Origin of the sequence: Pseudomonas sp. NFX15, from assembly GCF_049132105.1 — a bacterium.
Classification (GTDB): domain Bacteria; phylum Pseudomonadota; class Gammaproteobacteria; order Pseudomonadales; family Pseudomonadaceae; genus Aquipseudomonas.
The window spans coordinates 45,187-62,248 of the sequence record NZ_JAFMPV010000029.1; the positions used below are offsets into that span (position 1 = coordinate 45,187).

Annotated in this window: 14 protein-coding genes and 1 pseudogene; 3 read left to right on the forward strand and 12 right to left on the reverse strand. The window is 61.9% G+C overall.

Annotated features, from left to right (window positions below; translation table 11 throughout):
• Window position 1: 1 nt before the first annotated feature.
• Window positions 2-1,552: an ArnT family glycosyltransferase gene (locus J1D76_RS23610; RefSeq protein WP_421140741.1), complete on the forward strand. Its 1,551-nt coding sequence runs from the start codon at window positions 2-4 to the stop codon at window positions 1,550-1,552.
• Between the two features lie 55 nt (window positions 1,553-1,607).
• On the opposite strand, the gene ahr is transcribed toward J1D76_RS23610, so the two are convergent.
• From ahr to J1D76_RS23640, 6 genes are all read right to left on the reverse strand, one after another.
• Entirely contained in the window at window positions 1,608-2,639 is a 1,032-nt protein-coding gene (gene ahr / locus J1D76_RS23615) for an NADPH-dependent aldehyde reductase Ahr (RefSeq protein ID WP_421140742.1), read from the reverse strand.
• Window positions 2,640-3,057: 418 nt separating this feature from the next.
• On the reverse strand, window positions 3,058-4,527 hold the full coding sequence (locus J1D76_RS23620) for an aldehyde dehydrogenase family protein (RefSeq protein WP_421140743.1): 1,470 nt from the start codon (window positions 4,525-4,527) through the stop codon (window positions 3,058-3,060).
• The gene (locus J1D76_RS23625) at window positions 4,520-5,347 is read right to left on the reverse strand and encodes an ABC transporter permease (RefSeq protein WP_421140744.1); all 828 of its coding nucleotides are present in this window, start codon (window positions 5,345-5,347) and stop codon (window positions 4,520-4,522) included. Before J1D76_RS23625 ends, J1D76_RS23620 begins: the two co-directional genes overlap by 8 nt.
• 1 nt (window position 5,348) lies before the next feature.
• Window positions 5,349-6,266, reverse strand: a complete 918-nt coding sequence (locus tag J1D76_RS23630) for an ABC transporter permease (protein WP_421140745.1) — start codon at window positions 6,264-6,266, stop codon at window positions 5,349-5,351.
• Window positions 6,267-6,297: 31 nt separating this feature from the next.
• Window positions 6,298-7,440 carry an ABC transporter substrate-binding protein gene (locus tag J1D76_RS23635; RefSeq protein WP_421140746.1) on the reverse strand — a complete coding sequence of 381 codons (1,143 nt, stop codon included), beginning with the start codon at window positions 7,438-7,440 and terminating at the stop codon, window positions 6,298-6,300.
• A gap of 39 nt (window positions 7,441-7,479) precedes the next feature.
• The gene (locus tag J1D76_RS23640) at window positions 7,480-8,595 is read right to left on the reverse strand and encodes an ABC transporter ATP-binding protein (protein WP_421140747.1); all 1,116 of its coding nucleotides are present in this window, start codon (window positions 8,593-8,595) and stop codon (window positions 7,480-7,482) included.
• A gap of 254 nt (window positions 8,596-8,849) precedes the next feature.
• On the opposite strand from J1D76_RS23640, the pseudogene J1D76_RS23645 reads away from it, so the two are divergent.
• Window positions 8,850-9,014, forward strand: a pseudogene (locus tag J1D76_RS23645) (DUF6124 family protein); the annotation flags it as partial.
• A 125-nt stretch (window positions 9,015-9,139) separates the two neighbouring features.
• Here the strand turns inward: J1D76_RS23645 and J1D76_RS23650 are convergent.
• Complete coding sequence (locus J1D76_RS23650) at window positions 9,140-9,964, reverse strand: response regulator transcription factor (RefSeq protein WP_421140748.1); 825 nt, start codon at window positions 9,962-9,964, stop codon at window positions 9,140-9,142.
• 171 nt (window positions 9,965-10,135) lie between these two features.
• Window positions 10,136-11,356 (reverse strand): MFS transporter, encoded by a 1,221-nt coding sequence (locus J1D76_RS23655; protein WP_421140749.1) that lies wholly within the window; start codon window positions 11,354-11,356, stop codon window positions 10,136-10,138.
• Between the two features lie 133 nt (window positions 11,357-11,489).
• Between J1D76_RS23655 and J1D76_RS23660 the strand changes: the two genes are divergently transcribed.
• On the forward strand, window positions 11,490-12,263 hold the full coding sequence (locus tag J1D76_RS23660; protein WP_421140750.1) for an AraC family transcriptional regulator: 774 nt from the start codon (window positions 11,490-11,492) through the stop codon (window positions 12,261-12,263).
• A gap of 36 nt (window positions 12,264-12,299) precedes the next feature.
• Here the strand turns inward: J1D76_RS23660 and phnX are convergent, their stop codons facing one another.
• From phnX to psrA, 4 genes are all read right to left on the reverse strand, one after another.
• The gene (phnX, locus tag J1D76_RS23665) at window positions 12,300-13,127 is read right to left on the reverse strand and encodes a phosphonoacetaldehyde hydrolase (RefSeq protein ID WP_421140751.1); all 828 of its coding nucleotides are present in this window, start codon (window positions 13,125-13,127) and stop codon (window positions 12,300-12,302) included.
• An 86-nt stretch (window positions 13,128-13,213) separates the two neighbouring features.
• Window positions 13,214-14,086: a LysR substrate-binding domain-containing protein gene (locus J1D76_RS23670; protein ID WP_421140752.1), complete on the reverse strand. Its 873-nt coding sequence runs from the start codon at window positions 14,084-14,086 to the stop codon at window positions 13,214-13,216.
• Window positions 14,087-14,126: 40 nt separating this feature from the next.
• On the reverse strand, window positions 14,127-15,422 hold the full coding sequence (locus tag J1D76_RS23675; protein WP_421140753.1) for an MFS transporter: 1,296 nt from the start codon (window positions 15,420-15,422) through the stop codon (window positions 14,127-14,129).
• Between the two features lie 129 nt (window positions 15,423-15,551).
• The gene (gene psrA, locus J1D76_RS23680; protein ID WP_421140754.1) at window positions 15,552-16,643 is read right to left on the reverse strand and encodes an iron-containing alcohol dehydrogenase PsrA; all 1,092 of its coding nucleotides are present in this window, start codon (window positions 16,641-16,643) and stop codon (window positions 15,552-15,554) included.
• Window positions 16,644-17,062: the final 419 nt, after the last annotated feature.

Sequence of the window (17,062 nt, forward strand, 5' to 3'; positions counted from 1 at the left end):
CATGCGTAGATCGCTTTCGCCCAGGGTTGAGTGCCTGGGCCTGATGCTGCTTGCCCTGTTGTTGATTGGCGCGGGGCTGGGGTTGCGCCAGGCGCAGAATGTCGACGAAGAGCGCTTCCTCGGTGTCGCACTGGAGATGCTGCAAAACGGTTCCTGGCTGATCCCGCACCGCGCCGCTGAAATCTACGGCGACAAGCCACCGATTTTCATGTGGATGGTCGCGTTCTTCACCTGGTTGACCGGCAAGCCGAACATCGCCCTGTACATCCCGGGGCTGTTTTCGGCGGTGACGGTCACGGCGATGGTCTATGACCTGGGCCGTCGACTGTGGACCCAGCGTACCGGGCGCAACGCCGCGCTGTTGTACCTGGCGACGTACCAGACCTTCAGCATTTTGCGCACCGGCCAGATCGACAGCCTGTTGATCCTGTTCACCACCCTGGGCCTGTACGGCCTGGCGCGGCACTTACTGCTGGGCCCTGCATGGCGCTGGTTTTATGTGGGCTGCGCGGCGATGGGCATTGGCGTCATCACCAAAGGCGTGGGGTTCCTGCCGGCGCTGGTACTCATACCGTACGCCTATGCGGTGCGCAAGGATTGGCGCGGCGTGGTGGCCATGCCCGGCCAGGCACGCAAGTGGTGGCTGGGATTGGCGGTGATGCTGGCGGCGATTGCGATCTGGCTGTTGCCGCTGGCCGTGTCCATTATCGTCAATGGCAACGCTGACGAAATCGCCTATGCGCGGGAAATCCTCCTGCACCAGACCGCCGGCCGTTATGCCGCGGCCTGGCATCACCGCGAGCCGTTCTGGTACTTCTTCACCAATGTGATTCCGCAGTATTGGCTGCCGTTGGTGCTGGTGCTGCCATGGCTGGTGCCAGCGTGGCGCCGTCAGTTGCAAAAACGCGATGGGCGAATCCTGGTACTGCTCGGCTGGGTGGTGCTGGTGGTGCTGTTTTTCTGCTTCAGCACCGGCAAGCGCAAGTTGTACATCTACCCGGCACTGCCCGGCCTGGTGTTGATCACGGCCCCCTTGATCCCGTGGCTGCTCAAGCGTTGGTTCAAACGCCTACCGCGCCTGCGCCGGGTGTTCCCGGCGCTGGTGGCGGCCTGGTTCGCGCTGTGGTTCGCCCGTGGTTTCATCGAACCGATCAAGGAAGGTACCAACATCGATCAGGTGCTGATGACCCAGGCGGCAAGCATGACCCAAGGCGCCGACCTGGTGCTGGTCAACTGGGAAGAAGGGCACTGGTTGTTTGCGCGTCAGCCGATCGTGCATTTCGGCATGGATTATTCCTCCATCGAAAAGGCTGCGCTGTACTTGCGCGAACATCCAAAGGCCTATGCGTTGGTACCGGATGACGTGCTGGGCCAATGCTTCAAAGCCGAAGCGGCCCGCGAACTGGGGGAAAATACCCGGGCGAACTGGTCGATCGTCGGCGCGGACGCCGACAACGGCAAATGTCTCCCGCAGGAGGCCAGCAAAGCCTATCGGTTCAGCTGGGCTGACCCGCACATGCCGGCGGCGCCTGTTCAGGCAGCCAACCGCTGAGGACAATAACAAGGGGCCGCTTGAACCAGCGGCCCTTTTTTTCATGCGTTAACGGTCACTGGCTGGCGTCCAGCACCACTCGGTAGCGCGCCTTGCCGCTGCGCAAGTGATCGACAGCCTCGTTGATCCGGCTCATGGGAAACATCTCGACCTGCGGCACGATCTGGTGGCGTGCGCAGAACTCGAGCATGGTCGCAGTGTTGGCGGGTGAGCCAACCGGTGAGGCGGACAGGGTTTTTTGCTGGGGAATCAACTCGAACACGTGCATCGGAATCGCGTCGGGCACGATCCCCACAAAGTGCAGGCGCCCTTTGCCGCGCAGGGTGGCGAGCATGGCGCTCCAGTCGAGGTTGGCGTTGGCGGTGATCAGCAGGAAATCCAGGGTCCCGGCAATCGCCTTGAGCGCATTGGAATCGGTCGAGGCCACCACCTTGTGGGCGCCCAGGCGCTTGGCTTCGTCCTGCTTGCTCAGTGATGAAGTGAACGCGGTGACTTCGCAGCCCCAGGCATTGAGAAAACGCAGCGCCAGGTGACCGAGACCGCCAATGCCCACCACGCCGACCCGATCGGTGGGCTTGATGCCGAACTCCACCAACGGGTTGAACACGGTGGAACCTGCACAGAACAACGGTCCGGCCAGCGCCGGATCGAGCCCGGCCGGAATCGGCAACGCCCAGGCCCAGTGCGAGCGGACACGGTCGGCAAAGCCACCGTTGCTGCCGATGATGGTTGGTTGCACGGTGCGACACAGGTTGTGCGAGCCTTCGATGCACGACGAACAGTGCATGCAACTGCCTTTGTACCAACCGATGCCCACCCGTTGCCCCATCTCCAGGCCGCGCACCTGATCGCCCATTCGCACGATACGGCCGACCACCTCGTGGCCTGGAATGAACGGGTATTGGCTGATGCCCCAATCGTTATCGATCAGCGACTGGTCGGAATGGCAGACGCCGCAATATTCCACGGCGACTTCCACTTCAGCACTGCCCAAGGCGCCTGGGTCATAGCTGTAGCGTTCCAGTGGCGCGCCGGCTGCCGTGGCGGCCCAGCCGGTAAAAGTAGTGAGTACGCTGCTATCGCTCATGGGATACCTCCAGATCAGAAGTCAGGGTTGAAGCCGCTGGGGTACAGCGGCGCAGCGAAGAGAGTGTAGCGGGTCATGGGCGTTCCATTGGGCGCGCCGCCGGATACTTGAAAATGCAGGCGCACCCGTGGCTGGCTCCCCTGTGGCACGTATTGCCCTTGGGAACAGGTCAGTGATCAACACCAGGGTCGGCACGGTAATCAACACCAGCACTTGAGGTGGCGGCGGATGTAGATGCCGACCGGAATCACCAGCATGCCCAAGGCAAACGGCACTCGCCAACCCCTACAGTTTTTGTGGTGATGCCAGCATGGTGAGTTTCGCCAAATTCCTTGTAGGAGCTGGCTTGCCAGCGAAAGCGGTGTGTCAGGCGCCATCAATGCTGGATGTGCCGGGCTGTTCGCTGGCAAGCCAGGGCCTACAGGTACCAGCCCCAAGGCTGGTCGCTGATGTACTCGGTGACCTGTTTCACCTCCAGATAATTGTGCATCCCCCATTGCCCGAGTTCGCGGCCGATGCCGCTGTGTTTCATGCCACCCCAAGGCGCTTCGACGAAGGTCGGTTGCGAGCAGTTGACCCAGACGATCCCGGCGCGCAGCTGGTTGGCGACCCGTGCGGTGCGCTGCAGATCGGCGCTCATCACCGCAGCGGCGAGGCCGAAGCGACTGGCATTAGCCATTTGCACCGCTTGCTCTTCGGTCTTGAAGCGCTTGATGCACAACACCGGGCCGAACACTTCTTCGCGCCACAGAATGCTGTTGTGCTCCGGTTCATCGAAAATCGCCGGTTCGACGAAGTAACCTTCGCTCAAATGCGCCGGTCGCCGTCCGCCGGTGAGCAAACGGGCGCCGCTGGCCAGGCCTTGGTCGACAAAACCCAACACCTTGTCGTACTGGCCCTGGCTCACCAGCGGCCCGAGCAACACACCGGGCTGCATGCCGGGGCCGATGCTGATCTTGCGGGTTACCTCCACCAGCCGTTCGATCAGACGCGCAGCGATGGATTCCTGCACCAACAGGCGTGACGTCGCGCTGCACACCTGGCCCTGATTCCAGAAAATCCCGAACAAAATCCACTCCACCGCGGCGTCGACATCGGCGTCATCGAACACGATGAACGCAGACTTGCCGCCCAATTCCAGGCTGATGTTCTTGATGTCCCGCGCCGCCGCGGACATGATTTTCGCCCCGGTCGGCACGCTGCCGGTGAAGGCCAGCTTGTCCACGCCCGGATGCTCGGTGAGCGGGCCGCCGGCGTCGACACCAAGGCCCGTGACCACGTTCAACACCCCGGCTGGCAGGCCGATGCGGTCGGCAGCAGCGGCCAGTTCCAGTGCTGTCATCGGCGTCAGCTCGGACGGTTTCAACACCACTGTCGCTCCGGCGGCCAAGGCTGGCGCGACCTTCCACGCGGCCATCAGCAGCGGGTAGTTCCAGGGGATGATCTGCCCGGCGACACCAATCGGCTCGTGGCGGATGCGGCAGCGAAAACGCGCGTCCGGCAAGGCCAGCGGCTGATCCTGCTGTTGGTCCAAATCACGGGCCAACCCGGCGTAGTAACGAAAGCAACCGATGGCATCGCCAATGTCCCACTGCGCTTCCGGTAGGGGCTTGCCGTTGTCGCGCACTTCCAGTTCCGCCAACGCCTGTTGGCCACTTTCCAGCTCATCGGCCAGCGCCTCCAGCCACTGCGCACGCTCGGCGCCGCTGGTCTGGCCCCAGCCATTGTCGAAGGCGCGACGGGCCGCGCGTACGCCATGGTCGACGTCTTCTTCAGTACCCGCCGCCACGCGGTGGAAGGCTTGCTCGGTGGCCGGATCGATCACATCCAGATAACCGCCCAGGTCCGGGCTGACCCATTCGCCGTTGATGTAGAGCTGATCACGCATGGTGCGACTCCTGGACGCCGGTGCGGCGGTTTTGCAGATGGCGGGAAGTGAACAGCAGGGCCAGCGACACGCAAATGATCACCGTGGAAATTGCGTTGATCTCTGGCGTCACGCCGCGGCGGATGGAGGAAAAGATGTAGATCGGCAACGTGGTTTCCGAGCCAGCGACGAAGAACGCGATGATGAAATCGTCAAAGCTGAAGGTGAACGCCAGCAGGAACCCGGCCATGATCGCCGGGCTGATCTGCGGCAGGGTCACCCGCCAGAAGGTATCCATCGGCGGCGCGTAGAGATCCGCAGAAGCTTCGAGCAAGGCCTTGTCCAGCGAGTCGACGCGGCTGCGCACGATCACCATCACCAGGGCCATGGTGAACAGCGAGTGAGCGGCGATCACCGTGAAGAAGCCCATGTTCAACGTGGGCACCGTCGGCAACCAGCTCGCCAGCACAGGGTTGATCAGGTCGAACAGACTGATGAAGGCAATCAGCGTCGAGATGCCGATGACGATGCCCGGCACGATGATCGCACAGTAAGTCAGGGCATCGAACAGCAGGCGCACTTTGGCGCCGCAGCGCTGCAAGCCGAATACCGCCAGGGTGCCGAACAGCGTGGCAATCACTGCCGAGCTCAAGGCAATCAGCGCGCTGTTGCCCAAGGCCTCCATGATGAACGGGTTGCCGAACGCGGTGCCGAACCATTGCACCGAGCAGCACTGGAACGCCAGGCCACTGCGCCCGGCGTTGAAGCTGAACAGCACGATCAGGGCAATCGGCGCATAGAGGAACAGGTACAGCGAGGTCGAATAACTGCGCAGCCACATGTCACAGCCCTCCGTCGGCAGGGCGGCCGCCGTAGCGCGCCACCAGTTTCAAGTACACGCCGATGATCAGCAGCATCATCGCCACCAACGTCATGGCCAGCGCACTGCCGAAGGGCCAATTGCGCGATTGCAGGAACAGGTCGACCAGCGCGTTGCCGACAAAGAACACCTTGCCGCCACCGAGAATGGCCGGGATCAGGAACTCGCCCATCAACAGGATGAACACCAGCATCACCCCAGTGATGATCCCCGGTGCCGACAGCGGCAGGGTGATCCGCCGCAAGCTTTCAAAGGCACTGGCACCCAGGTCCGCCGAGGCTTCGAGCAGGCGCTTGTCGAGTTTTTCCAGGCTGACGTAGATCGGGAACACCATCAGCGGCAGGTAGCCGTAGACAATGCCGATCAGCACCGCCCACGGCGTGTTGATCAGCCGCACATCTTCAAGTCCGAGGCTGGCCAGCAACGCCGGAATGCACTTGCCGCTGAGGATGAAAATCCAGGCGTAGGTGCGGATCAGGAAACTGGTCCAGAACGGCACGATCACCAGGGTCAGCAACAGCGAACGGTTTTTGCTGACCTTGACCGCCAGGAAGTACGCCAGCGGATACGCCGCTACCAGGCACACCAGGGTGCCCAGCGGCGCGAGCATCAGCGTGTTGCTGAACGCCGCGCCGCGAGAGCCGAGGTTCAGGTAGTTGGCCAACGTGAAGCCACCGGCGTAACCGCCCACGGCGCTGCGCTCGCCGAAACTGAAAACCAGGATGATCACCAGCGGCATCAACAACAGCAGCAGGAACCACAGGGTCGAAGGCAAGAGCATCAGCAACGTGATGCGCCGGCCGAGACTGCGCCGCTGGCGAACCTCGACCGACAGGGCATGGCCCGGCTGCACCGTTTGCGGGTGGGCGGCGGCATTCATGGGTGACTCCTCATTGGCCATGGTCAGGCGATCAGGCGGACTTGAAACGCGCCATCAGTTCGGCGCGGGCCGGGCTGGTCAGCGTTGCGGCGGCACCGAATTCCAGCGGACTCAGGGCCTCGGCGGCCGGGTACATGATCGGGTCGTTGAGCATCGCCACCGGCAGCAGCGCGTCGACACGCTTGTCACCGCTCGGGTAGCCGTGGCTCAGCACTTCCAACTTGTTGTGCTGCGGGTCGAGCAGGTAATTGATGAACGCGTAGGCGGCGTCTTTGTGCGCCGAGCTTTTCGGAATCGCGAAGAAATCGCTCCACAGTTCGCCACCTTCCTTGCCCAGTTCGAACTGCATTTGCGCGTTGTCACGGTGCAGTTGCGAGGCGTCGCCGGTCCACGACATCGCCAGCCAGGCATCGCCGCTGCGCATCGATGGCTGGATGTCGGAGTTGATCGCGAACAGGTGCGGCTTGACCTCGATCAGCAGTTTCTCGGCGTCGGCCAGTTCTTTCGGGTCCAGGGAATTGAAGCTGTAGCCGAAGCTTTTCAGGGCGTTGCCGATGGCAGTCAGCTGGTAGTCGTGAACCATCGTTCGACCACTGGCCGGGCCTTGGGCGGCGGCCCAGAATTCCTTCCAACTGGTCGGGCCGTTTTTCAGCTTGCCGGTGTCGTAGAGCATGCCGGTGGTGCCCCAGTTTTTCGGCACCGCGTAGACCTTGCCGTCCACCGTGCCCTGGGCCATGAACTTCTGCTGGAACGCCGAGGCGTCGAAGTTCGGAATGCGCGACAGGTCCAGCGGCTCGATCAGGCCCAGGCCGACGTAGGTGCTGATGGTGTAGTTGGTCGGCACCAGCACGTCCCAGCCACTGCCGCCGGCCTGCAACTTGGCGAGCATTTCTTCGTTGGAACCGAACACGCTCATCGACACCCGGGCGCCGGTGGTCTTGGCGAAGGTGTCGAGGTTTTCCTGGCTGTGGTAGTTCGGCCAGGTCGCCAACGACAGGCGATCACCGAGCTTGGCTTGCTCAGCGGCCTCAGCCGTGGAAGTCAACAGACCCGGCATGTTGGTGGCGACCACGGCGGCGGCGATACCGAGGCCGGTGCGACCAAGGAACTCGCGGCGGCTGATCGAGCCGTTCTGCCAGCTGCGCAGGGTTTTTATAAAGGTCTTCTGGTCCATAGCACGCTCCCCATCCGGTTGATGAAACGAATCGATGATTTACAACGCCATGGCCAACCCATTGGCGTGATCCCAGCCGACGCGAACCGCTGCGCCGTGTTCGAATGCATTGGCGCCGTGATCCTGCTGGCGCGGTACCCGCACGCAGACCACGCCAAAGGCCTGGGTGCGCACGCGGTACTCGGTGGAATTGCCCAAATAGATGCGATCTTCGACACAACCCGGCAGTTTCACTTCGCGGGTCATCTCGACATTGGCGCTGGCGATGCTGATCAGCTCCGGCCGCACCGCAATGCACCCGGCGACGTTGGCGCTGAGGCCTTTGCCGGTGGGTGTCAGCGGGCTGGTCAGTTCCAGCCCTTGCTCGGTGCGCAGCACCACTGAGTTGCCGTTGAGCTGGCGCACGGTGCCGTCGAACAGGTTGGACTCGCCAATAAAGTCCGCCACGTAGCGGCTGGCGGGCGCTTCGTAAAGCTGTTCCGGGGTGGCGGTCTGGATGATCGAGCCGTTGTGCATCACGCTGATGCTGTCGCTCATCGAAAGGGCTTCTTCCTGGTCGTGGGTGACCAACACGAAGGTGATGCCGACTTCCCGTTGCAGGCGCAGCAATTCCGATTGCATTTCCTTGCGCAGCTTGCGATCCAGCGCGGCCAGTGGCTCGTCGAGCAGCAACACCGTCGGCTTGTTGACCAAGGCGCGGGCGAGGGCGACGCGCTGTTGCTGGCCGCCAGACAATTCGCTCGGCTTGCGCTGGCCGAAGCCACTCAGGCGGACCATCTCCAGTGCTTCATCGGCCATGCGCAGTTGCTGTTTTTTGTCCGGGCGCGGATTGCGATAGCGCAGGCCGTAGGCAATGTTCTGCGCCACGGTCAGGTGCGGGAACAGCGCGTAATGCTGGAACACCATGTTCACCGGTCGCTCGAACGCCGGCACGCCTGCCACGCTTTTGCCGGCCAGGCGCACCTCACCGCTGGTGGGCTGTTCGAAACCGGCAATCATGCGCAGGGTGGTGGTCTTGCCACAGCCAGAACCACCGAGAAAGGAATGAAACGAGCCACGTCGCACCGCGAAATTCAGACCGCTGACGGCCTGTACCTCACCATAGCGTTTGACCACATTGCAAAATTCGATATCGCTTGGCGGGGTGTCGTTCACGAGGTGGGCTCCCTTGCAGTGATGAATCAGTGCGCCGGGGGCCAAATTAGCAATGGGGGTTTTGGGGTGTATATATCCCTTGGGGGATAGGAACAGCTTGTTGTAGGGGCGAGCCTGCTCGCGAGCGCTGCTTTCAGCCAGTCATCATGCGTATTCGTTAACGTCCATCGCGAGCAGGTTCGCTCCTGCAAAATGCAGATGCGTGTTTAAAGACACCCGGAGTTACTTCGCGAAGGCTACACCACCTTGCGCCGTTGCCTACAGGTACGCCAGAATCCGCCGGCTTGTGCGGCCCCGGCATCAAGGCCACGCCGCGTACACCAAGTAGCATGTTCATCGTCAATCCCGAACTCAGTACCGAAACCTTGCTGGTGCACGCCTGCGAATCCCTGGCGTCGGCCAATGTCATGGCCAACGATCACCGATCAACCTGTAGGAGCTGGCTTGCCAGCGAAAGCGGTGTGTCAGGCAACTCGTTTGTCGGCTGGATAACCACATTCGCTGGCAAGGCAGCTCCTACAGGTGGGCGGATAACCGATGGGCATCAGGCTTGCAGCCTGAGGCCAGGCGACTGCAACGGATCCTCGGTCAACTCGCGAATAAACAACCCCAGCAATTCCGACTGGCTGCCAATCCCCAACTTCGCGTAAATATTCTTGCGATGAATCTTCACCGTGCCGGGGCTGATGTTCAATTGTTCGGCCACCGAAGCACTGGAGTGGCCGCGCAATAACAACTGCACAATTTCCTGCTCACGCCCGGTGAGGATGTGCGCGCCGAACTGGTCGAACGCTTCGCGAATCTTGAAGTCCAGGTCTTGCGCCGGGCGCGGCTCCTGGGCTTGACGCAAGCGCCAGGCTTCATTGATGACTTGCTCGACCACTGCCTGCGCGCACTCGACCAGTTGCATTTCATCCCGGCTGAAGGCGCAACTGGCGCTGGAGCGCATCAGCGACAGCACCGCCGTGGCGCCGTTGCCGAGGTCGACGAAAAACGCCACTTCCTCGGCCAGTCCGGTTTGCTGGTAATAGGTCAGGAAGTACTCGCCGAGGTAGAAGTGGTCCGGCGCAAACTGGCGCAAACGCCACAGCCCCGGCGCCTGCCCGCGTGTACACGCGAGGTAGAACGGATCGAGCAGGTAAGGCCCGCACTGGTAGTCATCGACATACACCGCCCGCTTGTCCGCCGAGAACGTGTCGAACAACGCCAGTGGCCGGTGATTGCCCTCGTAGACGAACAACACGAAATGATCGACCGGGCAGATTTGCCGAAGCCAATGGCTCAACCCCGACAGTCGCCCATGCCCGGCAGGCAGGTCGAGCAGGTGGGCAACACCGGTGGTCCAGAGTTTCAGTTCCTTGGGGCGCATGGTGGCTACAGGCAGAAGAGGATGGCCTGAGGATGCACAAAGTACGCCATGGCAGGTTTGCCCGTATGGCGTGGGGCTGGTGGCGGTGCGTCGTGGAAAAGACGCACCGCAACAGGGCCGGGTGTTACCGAGTGCTACAGGACGGGTAGCAAAAGTGATCGGCTGAACCCTTCAGTCAGCACGTCGGGTCGACGGCAACACAATCGTCAAAACCCCCAGCAGCGGCAGGTACGAACACAACGTGTACACGTACTCAATGCCATGGATATCCGCCAGGTGCCCGAGCAACGCCGCTCCAATCCCGCCGAAACCGAACATCAGGCCGAAGAACACCCCGGCAATCATGCCGACGTTGCCCGGCACCAGTTCCTGGGCGAAGACCACGATGGCCGAGAAGGCCGACGCGAGGATGAAGCCGATGATCATGCTCAGCACGCCCGTCCAGAACAGGTCGACGTAGGGCAGGGCGAGGGTGAAGGGCGCGGCGCCGAGGATCGAAAACCAGATCACTCGCTTGCGGCCGATGCGATCACCAATCGGCCCGCCAAAAAAGGTACCCGCTGCGACGGCGCCCAGAAACAGGAACAGATACAGCTGCGAACTGGCCACCGACAGGTCGAATTTCTCGATCAGGTAGAAGGTGAAGTAACTGGTGAAGCTGGCCATGTAGAAGTATTTCGAGAACACCAGCATCGCCAGCACCACCAGGGCGAAGGTCACTCGGCGTTTCGACAGGCCGTGGGCGGCCTTGCTGCCTTGCTTGAGCTTGAACAAGTTCAGGTGGTTGCGGTACCAGCGGCTCAGGCCGTATTGAACGAGGATGGCGAACACCGCGAACAGGCCGAACCAGGCGACGTTGCCCTGGCCGTAGGGAATGATGATCGCGGCGGCCAGCAACGGGCCGAAGGCGCTGCCGGCGTTGCCGCCGACCTGGAAGGTCGATTGCGCCAAACCATAGCGGCCACCCGAAGCCAGCCGTGCCACACGCGAGGTTTCGGGGTGAAAGGTCGACGAACCGACACCCACCAGCGCCGAGGCTACGAGAATCGCCGGGAAGCTGCCGACCATCGACAGCATCAGAATACCGATCAGGGTGCAGACCATGCCCGCCGGCAGCAACCATGGTTTGGGATGGCGGTCGGTGTAGAAACCGATCCACGGTTGCAGCAATGAGGCCGTGAGCTGGAAGGTCAGGGTGATCAGCCCGACCTGGGTGAAGCTCAGGCCATAGCTGGCCTTGAGCATCGGGTAGATCGACGGCAACACGGCCTGGATCAGATCGTTGATCAGGTGCGCCAGTGCACAGGCGCCGATGACGCGCATGACCAAGGGGCTGGCCTGGCTGGCCACCGACGCGGTGGGTGAGGGTGAACTGAGGGTGGTGGTCGACATGGGCGATCTTCCGGATAAAAACACGAACTGCGAACGCAAGGCGCAGCCAATTTCAGGGTTAGGCGTTATCCTAGGGGCCTCAAGGGCGCCCGTCTCGCGCAACTCGGGCACAGGCCATCGCAAAAAGGGCGACATGATCAAACCATTGCAGACATTTCTCGCGGAGATCGATCAGGGCGGTTGGAACGTGCGCAGCAGTGCGACCGACTACCCGGAAAACTGGTTCATCGCCCCGCATTCCCATGAGAAGCATCAACTGATCTACGCCATCGAAGGTGTGATGGTGGTGCACTCGGCGCAGAGTCAGTGGACGGTGCCGCCGAGCCGAGGCATCTGGATGCCGAGCGGTGAAGTGCACTCGATTCGCTGTGTGGGGCCGATCAAGATGCGCAGCGTGTTTGTGGACCCTGACGCGAGCCCGGATTTGCCCGCCGAAACCCGGGCGGTGAGTGTTTCCGCGTTACTCAGTGAACTGATCAAGGTCTCGGTCGATTTCGACAGTTCCTGCGAGCCGGACTCGCGCGAAGCCCGGGTGCTGCGGCTGATCCTGGATGAACTGACGATTCTGCCAACGTTGCCCTTGAACCTGCCGCAACCGACCGATCAACACATCAATAGGATCTGCACCCTGTTGCAGCGTGACCCCGGCGATGGCTCGACCCTGTCGGACTGGAGCGCGCGGCTGAACCTCGACGAAAAAACCATCCAGCGCAGGTTCCGCAAGGAAACCGGCATGACCTTCGGCCAATGGCGCCAGCAAGCGCGCCTGTTGCTGGCGTTGGAACGAATCGCCGTCGGCGAGAAGATCATCGACATCGCCGGGCAGTTGGGCTACGACAGCCCGAGCGCGTTCACCACGATGTTCAAGAAGCAGTTCGGCAGGACGCCCAGCGACTTTTTCAGGTAATGGCGGTCGCCCCATGGGGCGACCGCTTGCCGCAGGTCAGGACGCTTGCGGCCTCTCACCCCGTGCCAGCCGCGCATTGATGTCTTCGATCACCGCCGGCAAGTCGACGATGGTGTCGATCAGGTAGTGCGGGCGCGAGCCTTGGAACATTGTGGCGATGCGTGCGCGCTCGCTGTCCAGTTGGCCTGATGGCAATGCCTTGAATTGCTCGTAGGTCAGGCCCAGCGCGTTGCCGGAACAGGTTAGCGCGACCGTCCACATGCCAGCGGCGCGGCCTTCGAGAATGCCCGGCCAGGTGTCGTCGACCTTGACGCAGGCCGCGACGTCGCTGACGCCCAGGGCAATTACGTTGGCCAAGGCCTGAGCCGGATGCGGGCGGCCGTTGGGTACCTCGTCGGTGGCGACCACATGGTCGGCGACATAGCCATTGTGCCGTGCCAGCTCGACCACTTTTTCCATGACCACCGCCGGGTAACCGGAGCAGGAGCCGATTTTCAGGCCCTTGTCGCGCAAGGCATCGATGGTGTTCAGCGCGCCGGGAATCAGCGCCGAGTGCAGGGCGATTTTCTCGATCTGCAGCGGCATGAACCGTTCGTACAGCGCGGTGACGTCATCATCGGTCGGCAGGCGATCAAACACCGCGCGGTAGCGTTCGGCAATCTGCGGTTGATTGCACAGGGTGCGGATGTGATCCCACTTGCCCATGCCCATCGGGCCTCGTGCTTCTTCCAGCGAAACGACTACGCCAAACTCAGCGAAGGCTTCGACGAAAATCTGCGTCGGGGCAAAGGAGCCGAAATCGACGACGGTGCCGGCCCAGTCCAGGACCACGGCTTGCAGTTGGGTCGGTTGTTGGTAGTTCATGGTAATTCTCCATTTTTTGTTGTGGGCAGGCCGTCCCTCCTGTTGTCAGGAAGTAGGCCTTTGGATTGCTTGAGGGTGAGACGTAATCAGATGACTGGCGTTGGGCTGGCGTCGAACAGCTCGGCGATCATCGGCCGGTTGCGGCGAATGCCCAGGCAGCACAGGTGGTAGTCGATGGAAAACGGGTGATTGACGAAGGTGATCGGCGCGGTGCCCGGCGTTTCGGCGTACTCCACCGCCGAGACGAAGCCGATACCGATGCCCTTGGCGATCGCATGCACGATGGCTTCGCGGCTGTTCAACTGCATGACGCAGTTCAGGGCGACATCCAGGCGCTTGCAGCTTTCTTCCACCAATTGCCGAGTACGCGAGCTTTTCTCGCGCATCACCCATTTCTCTTCACTGATCTGCTCGACGTGCACTTCTTTCTGGCTGGCCCATGGGTGGTCGTCGCGGACCACGGCGATAATCGGGTAGCGCCGGTAGAGCTGCGTGTCAAAGCGCTCATCGAACTCCGAAAGCGCCAGGATCGCCACGTCGATGTCGAAGTTGAACAGGCGATCCAGGGTTTCCTTTTCCGGCGAGAACGAGGTTTCCAGTTCGATGTCCGGGTGGCGTTGCATCAGTTCGTAGGTCAGGTTCATCGCAATTGGCGGCGACACGGCGCCCAGGCGCAGCATGCCGGTCTTGCGTTGCTTGAAACTCTGCAGCAGTTGCACGGCTTCATCCTCCTGGCCGAACAGGCCCTGGGTGATTGCATAGAGCTGGTGCCCGGCGGCACTCATTTCGATAAAGCGGCCGCGGCGATGGAACAGTTCCACGGAAAACTTTTTCTCCAGGGCGTTGACCTGCTCACTGACCGTGGGCTGGCCAACGCTGAGGTACTCGGCGGCGAGGGTGAAACTGCCGGTTTTCGCCACCGCATGAAATGAACGTAGCCACTTGTGGTACTGGTACATACACGATCCTGTTCAGACGTCGCGCCTTGGTTTCAAGCAATCAACGCCGGATGAACATCGCGACCATCGCACTGCACAGGCAGGCGCTGGTGACCACGATGAAGATCAGCGAGGTGTTGCCGGTGCTGTCGAGCATACTGCCGATCAGCGGTTCCGCCAGGCCGGCGAACAGATAAGACGAGAAGTTCATCACGCCTGTTGCGGTGCCGGCGCGCTTGGCGCCCACCAGGTCGGGGCACAGCGCCCAAAAGCTGGAAGCGGGGCCGTAGACGAAGAAACCGCAGAGGAACAGGGCAATCAGGCCGGTTGCGCTGTGGGGGGCCAGGGTCCACATCCACAAACTGGTCGCCGCACCGAGGAACATGTAGAGCATGATCGCCAGGTAGCGCTTGGAACCGAACAGCTTGTCCGAGATCCAGCCGTTGCTCAGCGCGCCGATGGCCATGCCGACTGGCAGCGCCACGGTGATCCATTTCGGGTCGACCATGCTGTCGCCGCTTTTCCAGTTGGCGCCGAGGAAGTGCACCGGCACCCAGACGATCAAGCCGTAGCGCGCAGCGTTCTGGAAACCCAGGGACACAGCGGCGATGATCAGGCGAGCGTTCTTCAGTACCGCTTTGTAGCGTTGCGCCGAGGTTTCGGTTTCACCGTACGCAACCTCGTGGTTCTTGTCCTCGGCGTTGGCCACGCCGGTGTCGGCCAGCGGTTCGAAACCCATGTCCTGCGGACGTTCGCGGGCCACCAGATAGAAAATGATGCCACCCGCCAGCATCAGCAATACGGGCAAGCGGAAGATCCAGCGCCACTCCAGGTGCATCACCTCCAGCACCACGATCGAGGTCACGTAGGACAGGATCGACGCGCAACCGGCAGCGAACACATAGAAGCCGTAGACCTTGCCGCGCTCGCCCGCGCTCCACCAGTTGGAAATCAGTCGGCTGCCGGGCGCCCAACCCAGCGCCTGGAAGTAACCGTTGATGCCCCAGGGCAAAATCAGTCCGGCAAAACCGCTGGCGAAACTGGTGACCCAGTTGGCGCCACAGGACAGCACGGCGCCCAGGGTCATGATGCGCCGGCCGCCGAATTTGTCGGCGAGGTTGCCATTGATGGCCTGGCCGATGGCGTAGGCCCAGAGCATGGCGGCCGAGGCCCAGCCGAGGGTTTCCTTGGTCAGGCCGAATTCAGCCTGAATGCCCGGGATGGCGAAACCGAAGGTTTGCCGCCCCGTGTAAAAGAACAGATAACAGAACATGGCGGCCAGCAGCATGCGCCACTGGGCGACGCGAAACGAAGCGGTGTGTACGGCGAGACCCGGCAAGGCTTGAGCACGATTCATGATCTTTTCCTTGTTTTTGTTATTCGATCCCCTCGTGTGTGACGAAGGGTGCGCTTTTTCTGGGCAACAGGACATCGTCGCGGCGCGCTTCGCCGCAGGCATTGTGGTGTATCGTGTCGGCACGAGGGCCTAGGCTGCGCGTGCACCGATGAAGTTCTTGCCGCGTGCGCCTTGCAGGGCGAAGTCGATCATCGCTTCGGCTTCTTCAGTGCTGACGCCGTAATCGGTGAACTCGGTCTTCACGTCGAGGCTGTGCAAGAAGGCGCGCAAGCGAGCCTGGGCGGTGTTGACGTCATCGCCGAAAATCCGCTGCAGGGTTTTGTCCCGAGCGGCGTCGTGACCCCAGGCCAACCCCAGCACCAGCGGCAGGCTGAAGGAACAGGCGATGCCGTGAGGCAAGCCGTAGCGCAAGGTCATCTCATAGGAAATGGAGTGGGCCAGCGCGGTCTTGGTGTTGGAAAACGCCATGCCGGCCTTGAGGGCGGCCAATGCCATTCGCGAGCGCAATTCCCGGTTCGACAGGTCATGCCGCAACAACGGCAGGCATTCGAGGATGTCCTCGATCGCCGAGATGGCGAAGGTGTCCGAAATCGGGTTGGCGTTGATGTTCCAGATCGATTCCAGGGCGTGGGACAGCGCGTCCAGGCCTGTGGAAACGGTGACGCCGGCCGGCACTGTGAGCATCAATTGCGGGTCGATGATCGCCACCGTGGGCCAGGTGCATTCCAGGTGCAGCGAGTATTTCTTCTGGCTGGCGGTGTCCCAGATCGTCGCCCAGGGCGTGACTTCGCTGCCGGTGCCGGCGGTGGTCGGGGCTGCGATCAGGCGTTTGCTGCGTGCCGGGGTGAAGGGTTTGGCACTGGCGAGCAAGGTGAGCAAGTCATCGAAATGACCGGATTCGGTGCCAACGATCAACGCCTTGGCCGTGTCGATGGCGCTGCCGCCACCGACGGCGATCACCGCGTCGCAGCGGCCGGCTTCTTGCCAGAAGCGCTCGTAGGTCGTGCGCAGTTGCGCCACGTCAGGGTTGGGCTGCACATCCTCGATCACATACACCAGCCGGTCGCCGAGCAGGTCTTGCAGGCGATCCACCAAACCCAGGCCACGGGCTTCGGGAAAGGTCACGAGGGCGACGGTCTGGTTGTCTGTCAGCTCAGTCAACTGGTGGAGGCTGCCCCAGCCGAATCGGGTATCCACGGGGTTGTGAAATCGGGCGGTCATGGCGGTTTCCTTGGTTTTTGTTGTTGGAAGTGACGCCATGCTCGCGGTCCGCCGGCCGCGGTACAAATCGATAATTCGCAGGTTTGAATCGGCTGGGCCGATAACAATACCCAACCTGTAGGAGCGGGGTTGCCCCGGGCGGCGCTCCGACGAAGAGCACGGCACATCCAGCATCGATGTCGCCTGACAGGCCGCCTTCGCTGGCAAGCCAGCTCCTACAGTTTCAGTGGGTATACGCAACATTTGTGAGCACCCCAAATCACTGTAGGAGCGGGCTTGCCCGCGAAGAGGCCGGCACATCCAGCATCGATGTCGCCTGACAGGCCGCCTTCGCTGGCAAGCCAGCTCCTACAGTTTCAGTGGGTATACGCAACATTTGTGAGCACCCCAAATCACTGTAGGAGCGGGCTTGCCCGCGA

Bases quoted from the DNA above. Each gene is read 5' to 3' on its own strand.
- J1D76_RS23610 (WP_421140741.1), top strand. From the start codon at position 2: ATGCGTAGATCGCTTTCGCCCAGGGTTGAGTGCCTGGGCCTGATGCTG.
- ahr (WP_421140742.1), bottom strand. From the start codon at position 2,639: ATGAGCGATAGCAGCGTACTCACTACTTTTACCGGCTGGGCCGCCACG.
- J1D76_RS23620 (WP_421140743.1), bottom strand. From the start codon at position 4,527: ATGCGTGATCAGCTCTACATCAACGGCGAATGGGTCAGCCCGGACCTG.
- J1D76_RS23625 (WP_421140744.1), bottom strand. From the start codon at position 5,347: ATGTGGCTGCGCAGTTATTCGACCTCGCTGTACCTGTTCCTCTATGCG.
- J1D76_RS23630 (WP_421140745.1), bottom strand. From the start codon at position 6,266: ATGAATGCCGCCGCCCACCCGCAAACGGTGCAGCCGGGCCATGCCCTG.
- J1D76_RS23635 (WP_421140746.1), bottom strand. From the start codon at position 7,440: ATGGACCAGAAGACCTTTATAAAAACCCTGCGCAGCTGGCAGAACGGC.
- J1D76_RS23650 (WP_421140748.1), bottom strand. From the start codon at position 9,964: ATGCGCCCCAAGGAACTGAAACTCTGGACCACCGGTGTTGCCCACCTG.
- J1D76_RS23655 (WP_421140749.1), bottom strand. From the start codon at position 11,356: ATGTCGACCACCACCCTCAGTTCACCCTCACCCACCGCGTCGGTGGCC.
- J1D76_RS23660 (WP_421140750.1), top strand. From the start codon at position 11,490: ATGATCAAACCATTGCAGACATTTCTCGCGGAGATCGATCAGGGCGGT.
- phnX (WP_421140751.1), bottom strand. From the start codon at position 13,127: ATGAACTACCAACAACCGACCCAACTGCAAGCCGTGGTCCTGGACTGG.
- J1D76_RS23670 (WP_421140752.1), bottom strand. From the start codon at position 14,086: ATGTACCAGTACCACAAGTGGCTACGTTCATTTCATGCGGTGGCGAAA.
- J1D76_RS23675 (WP_421140753.1), bottom strand. From the start codon at position 15,422: ATGAATCGTGCTCAAGCCTTGCCGGGTCTCGCCGTACACACCGCTTCG.
- psrA (WP_421140754.1), bottom strand. From the start codon at position 16,643: ATGACCGCCCGATTTCACAACCCCGTGGATACCCGATTCGGCTGGGGC.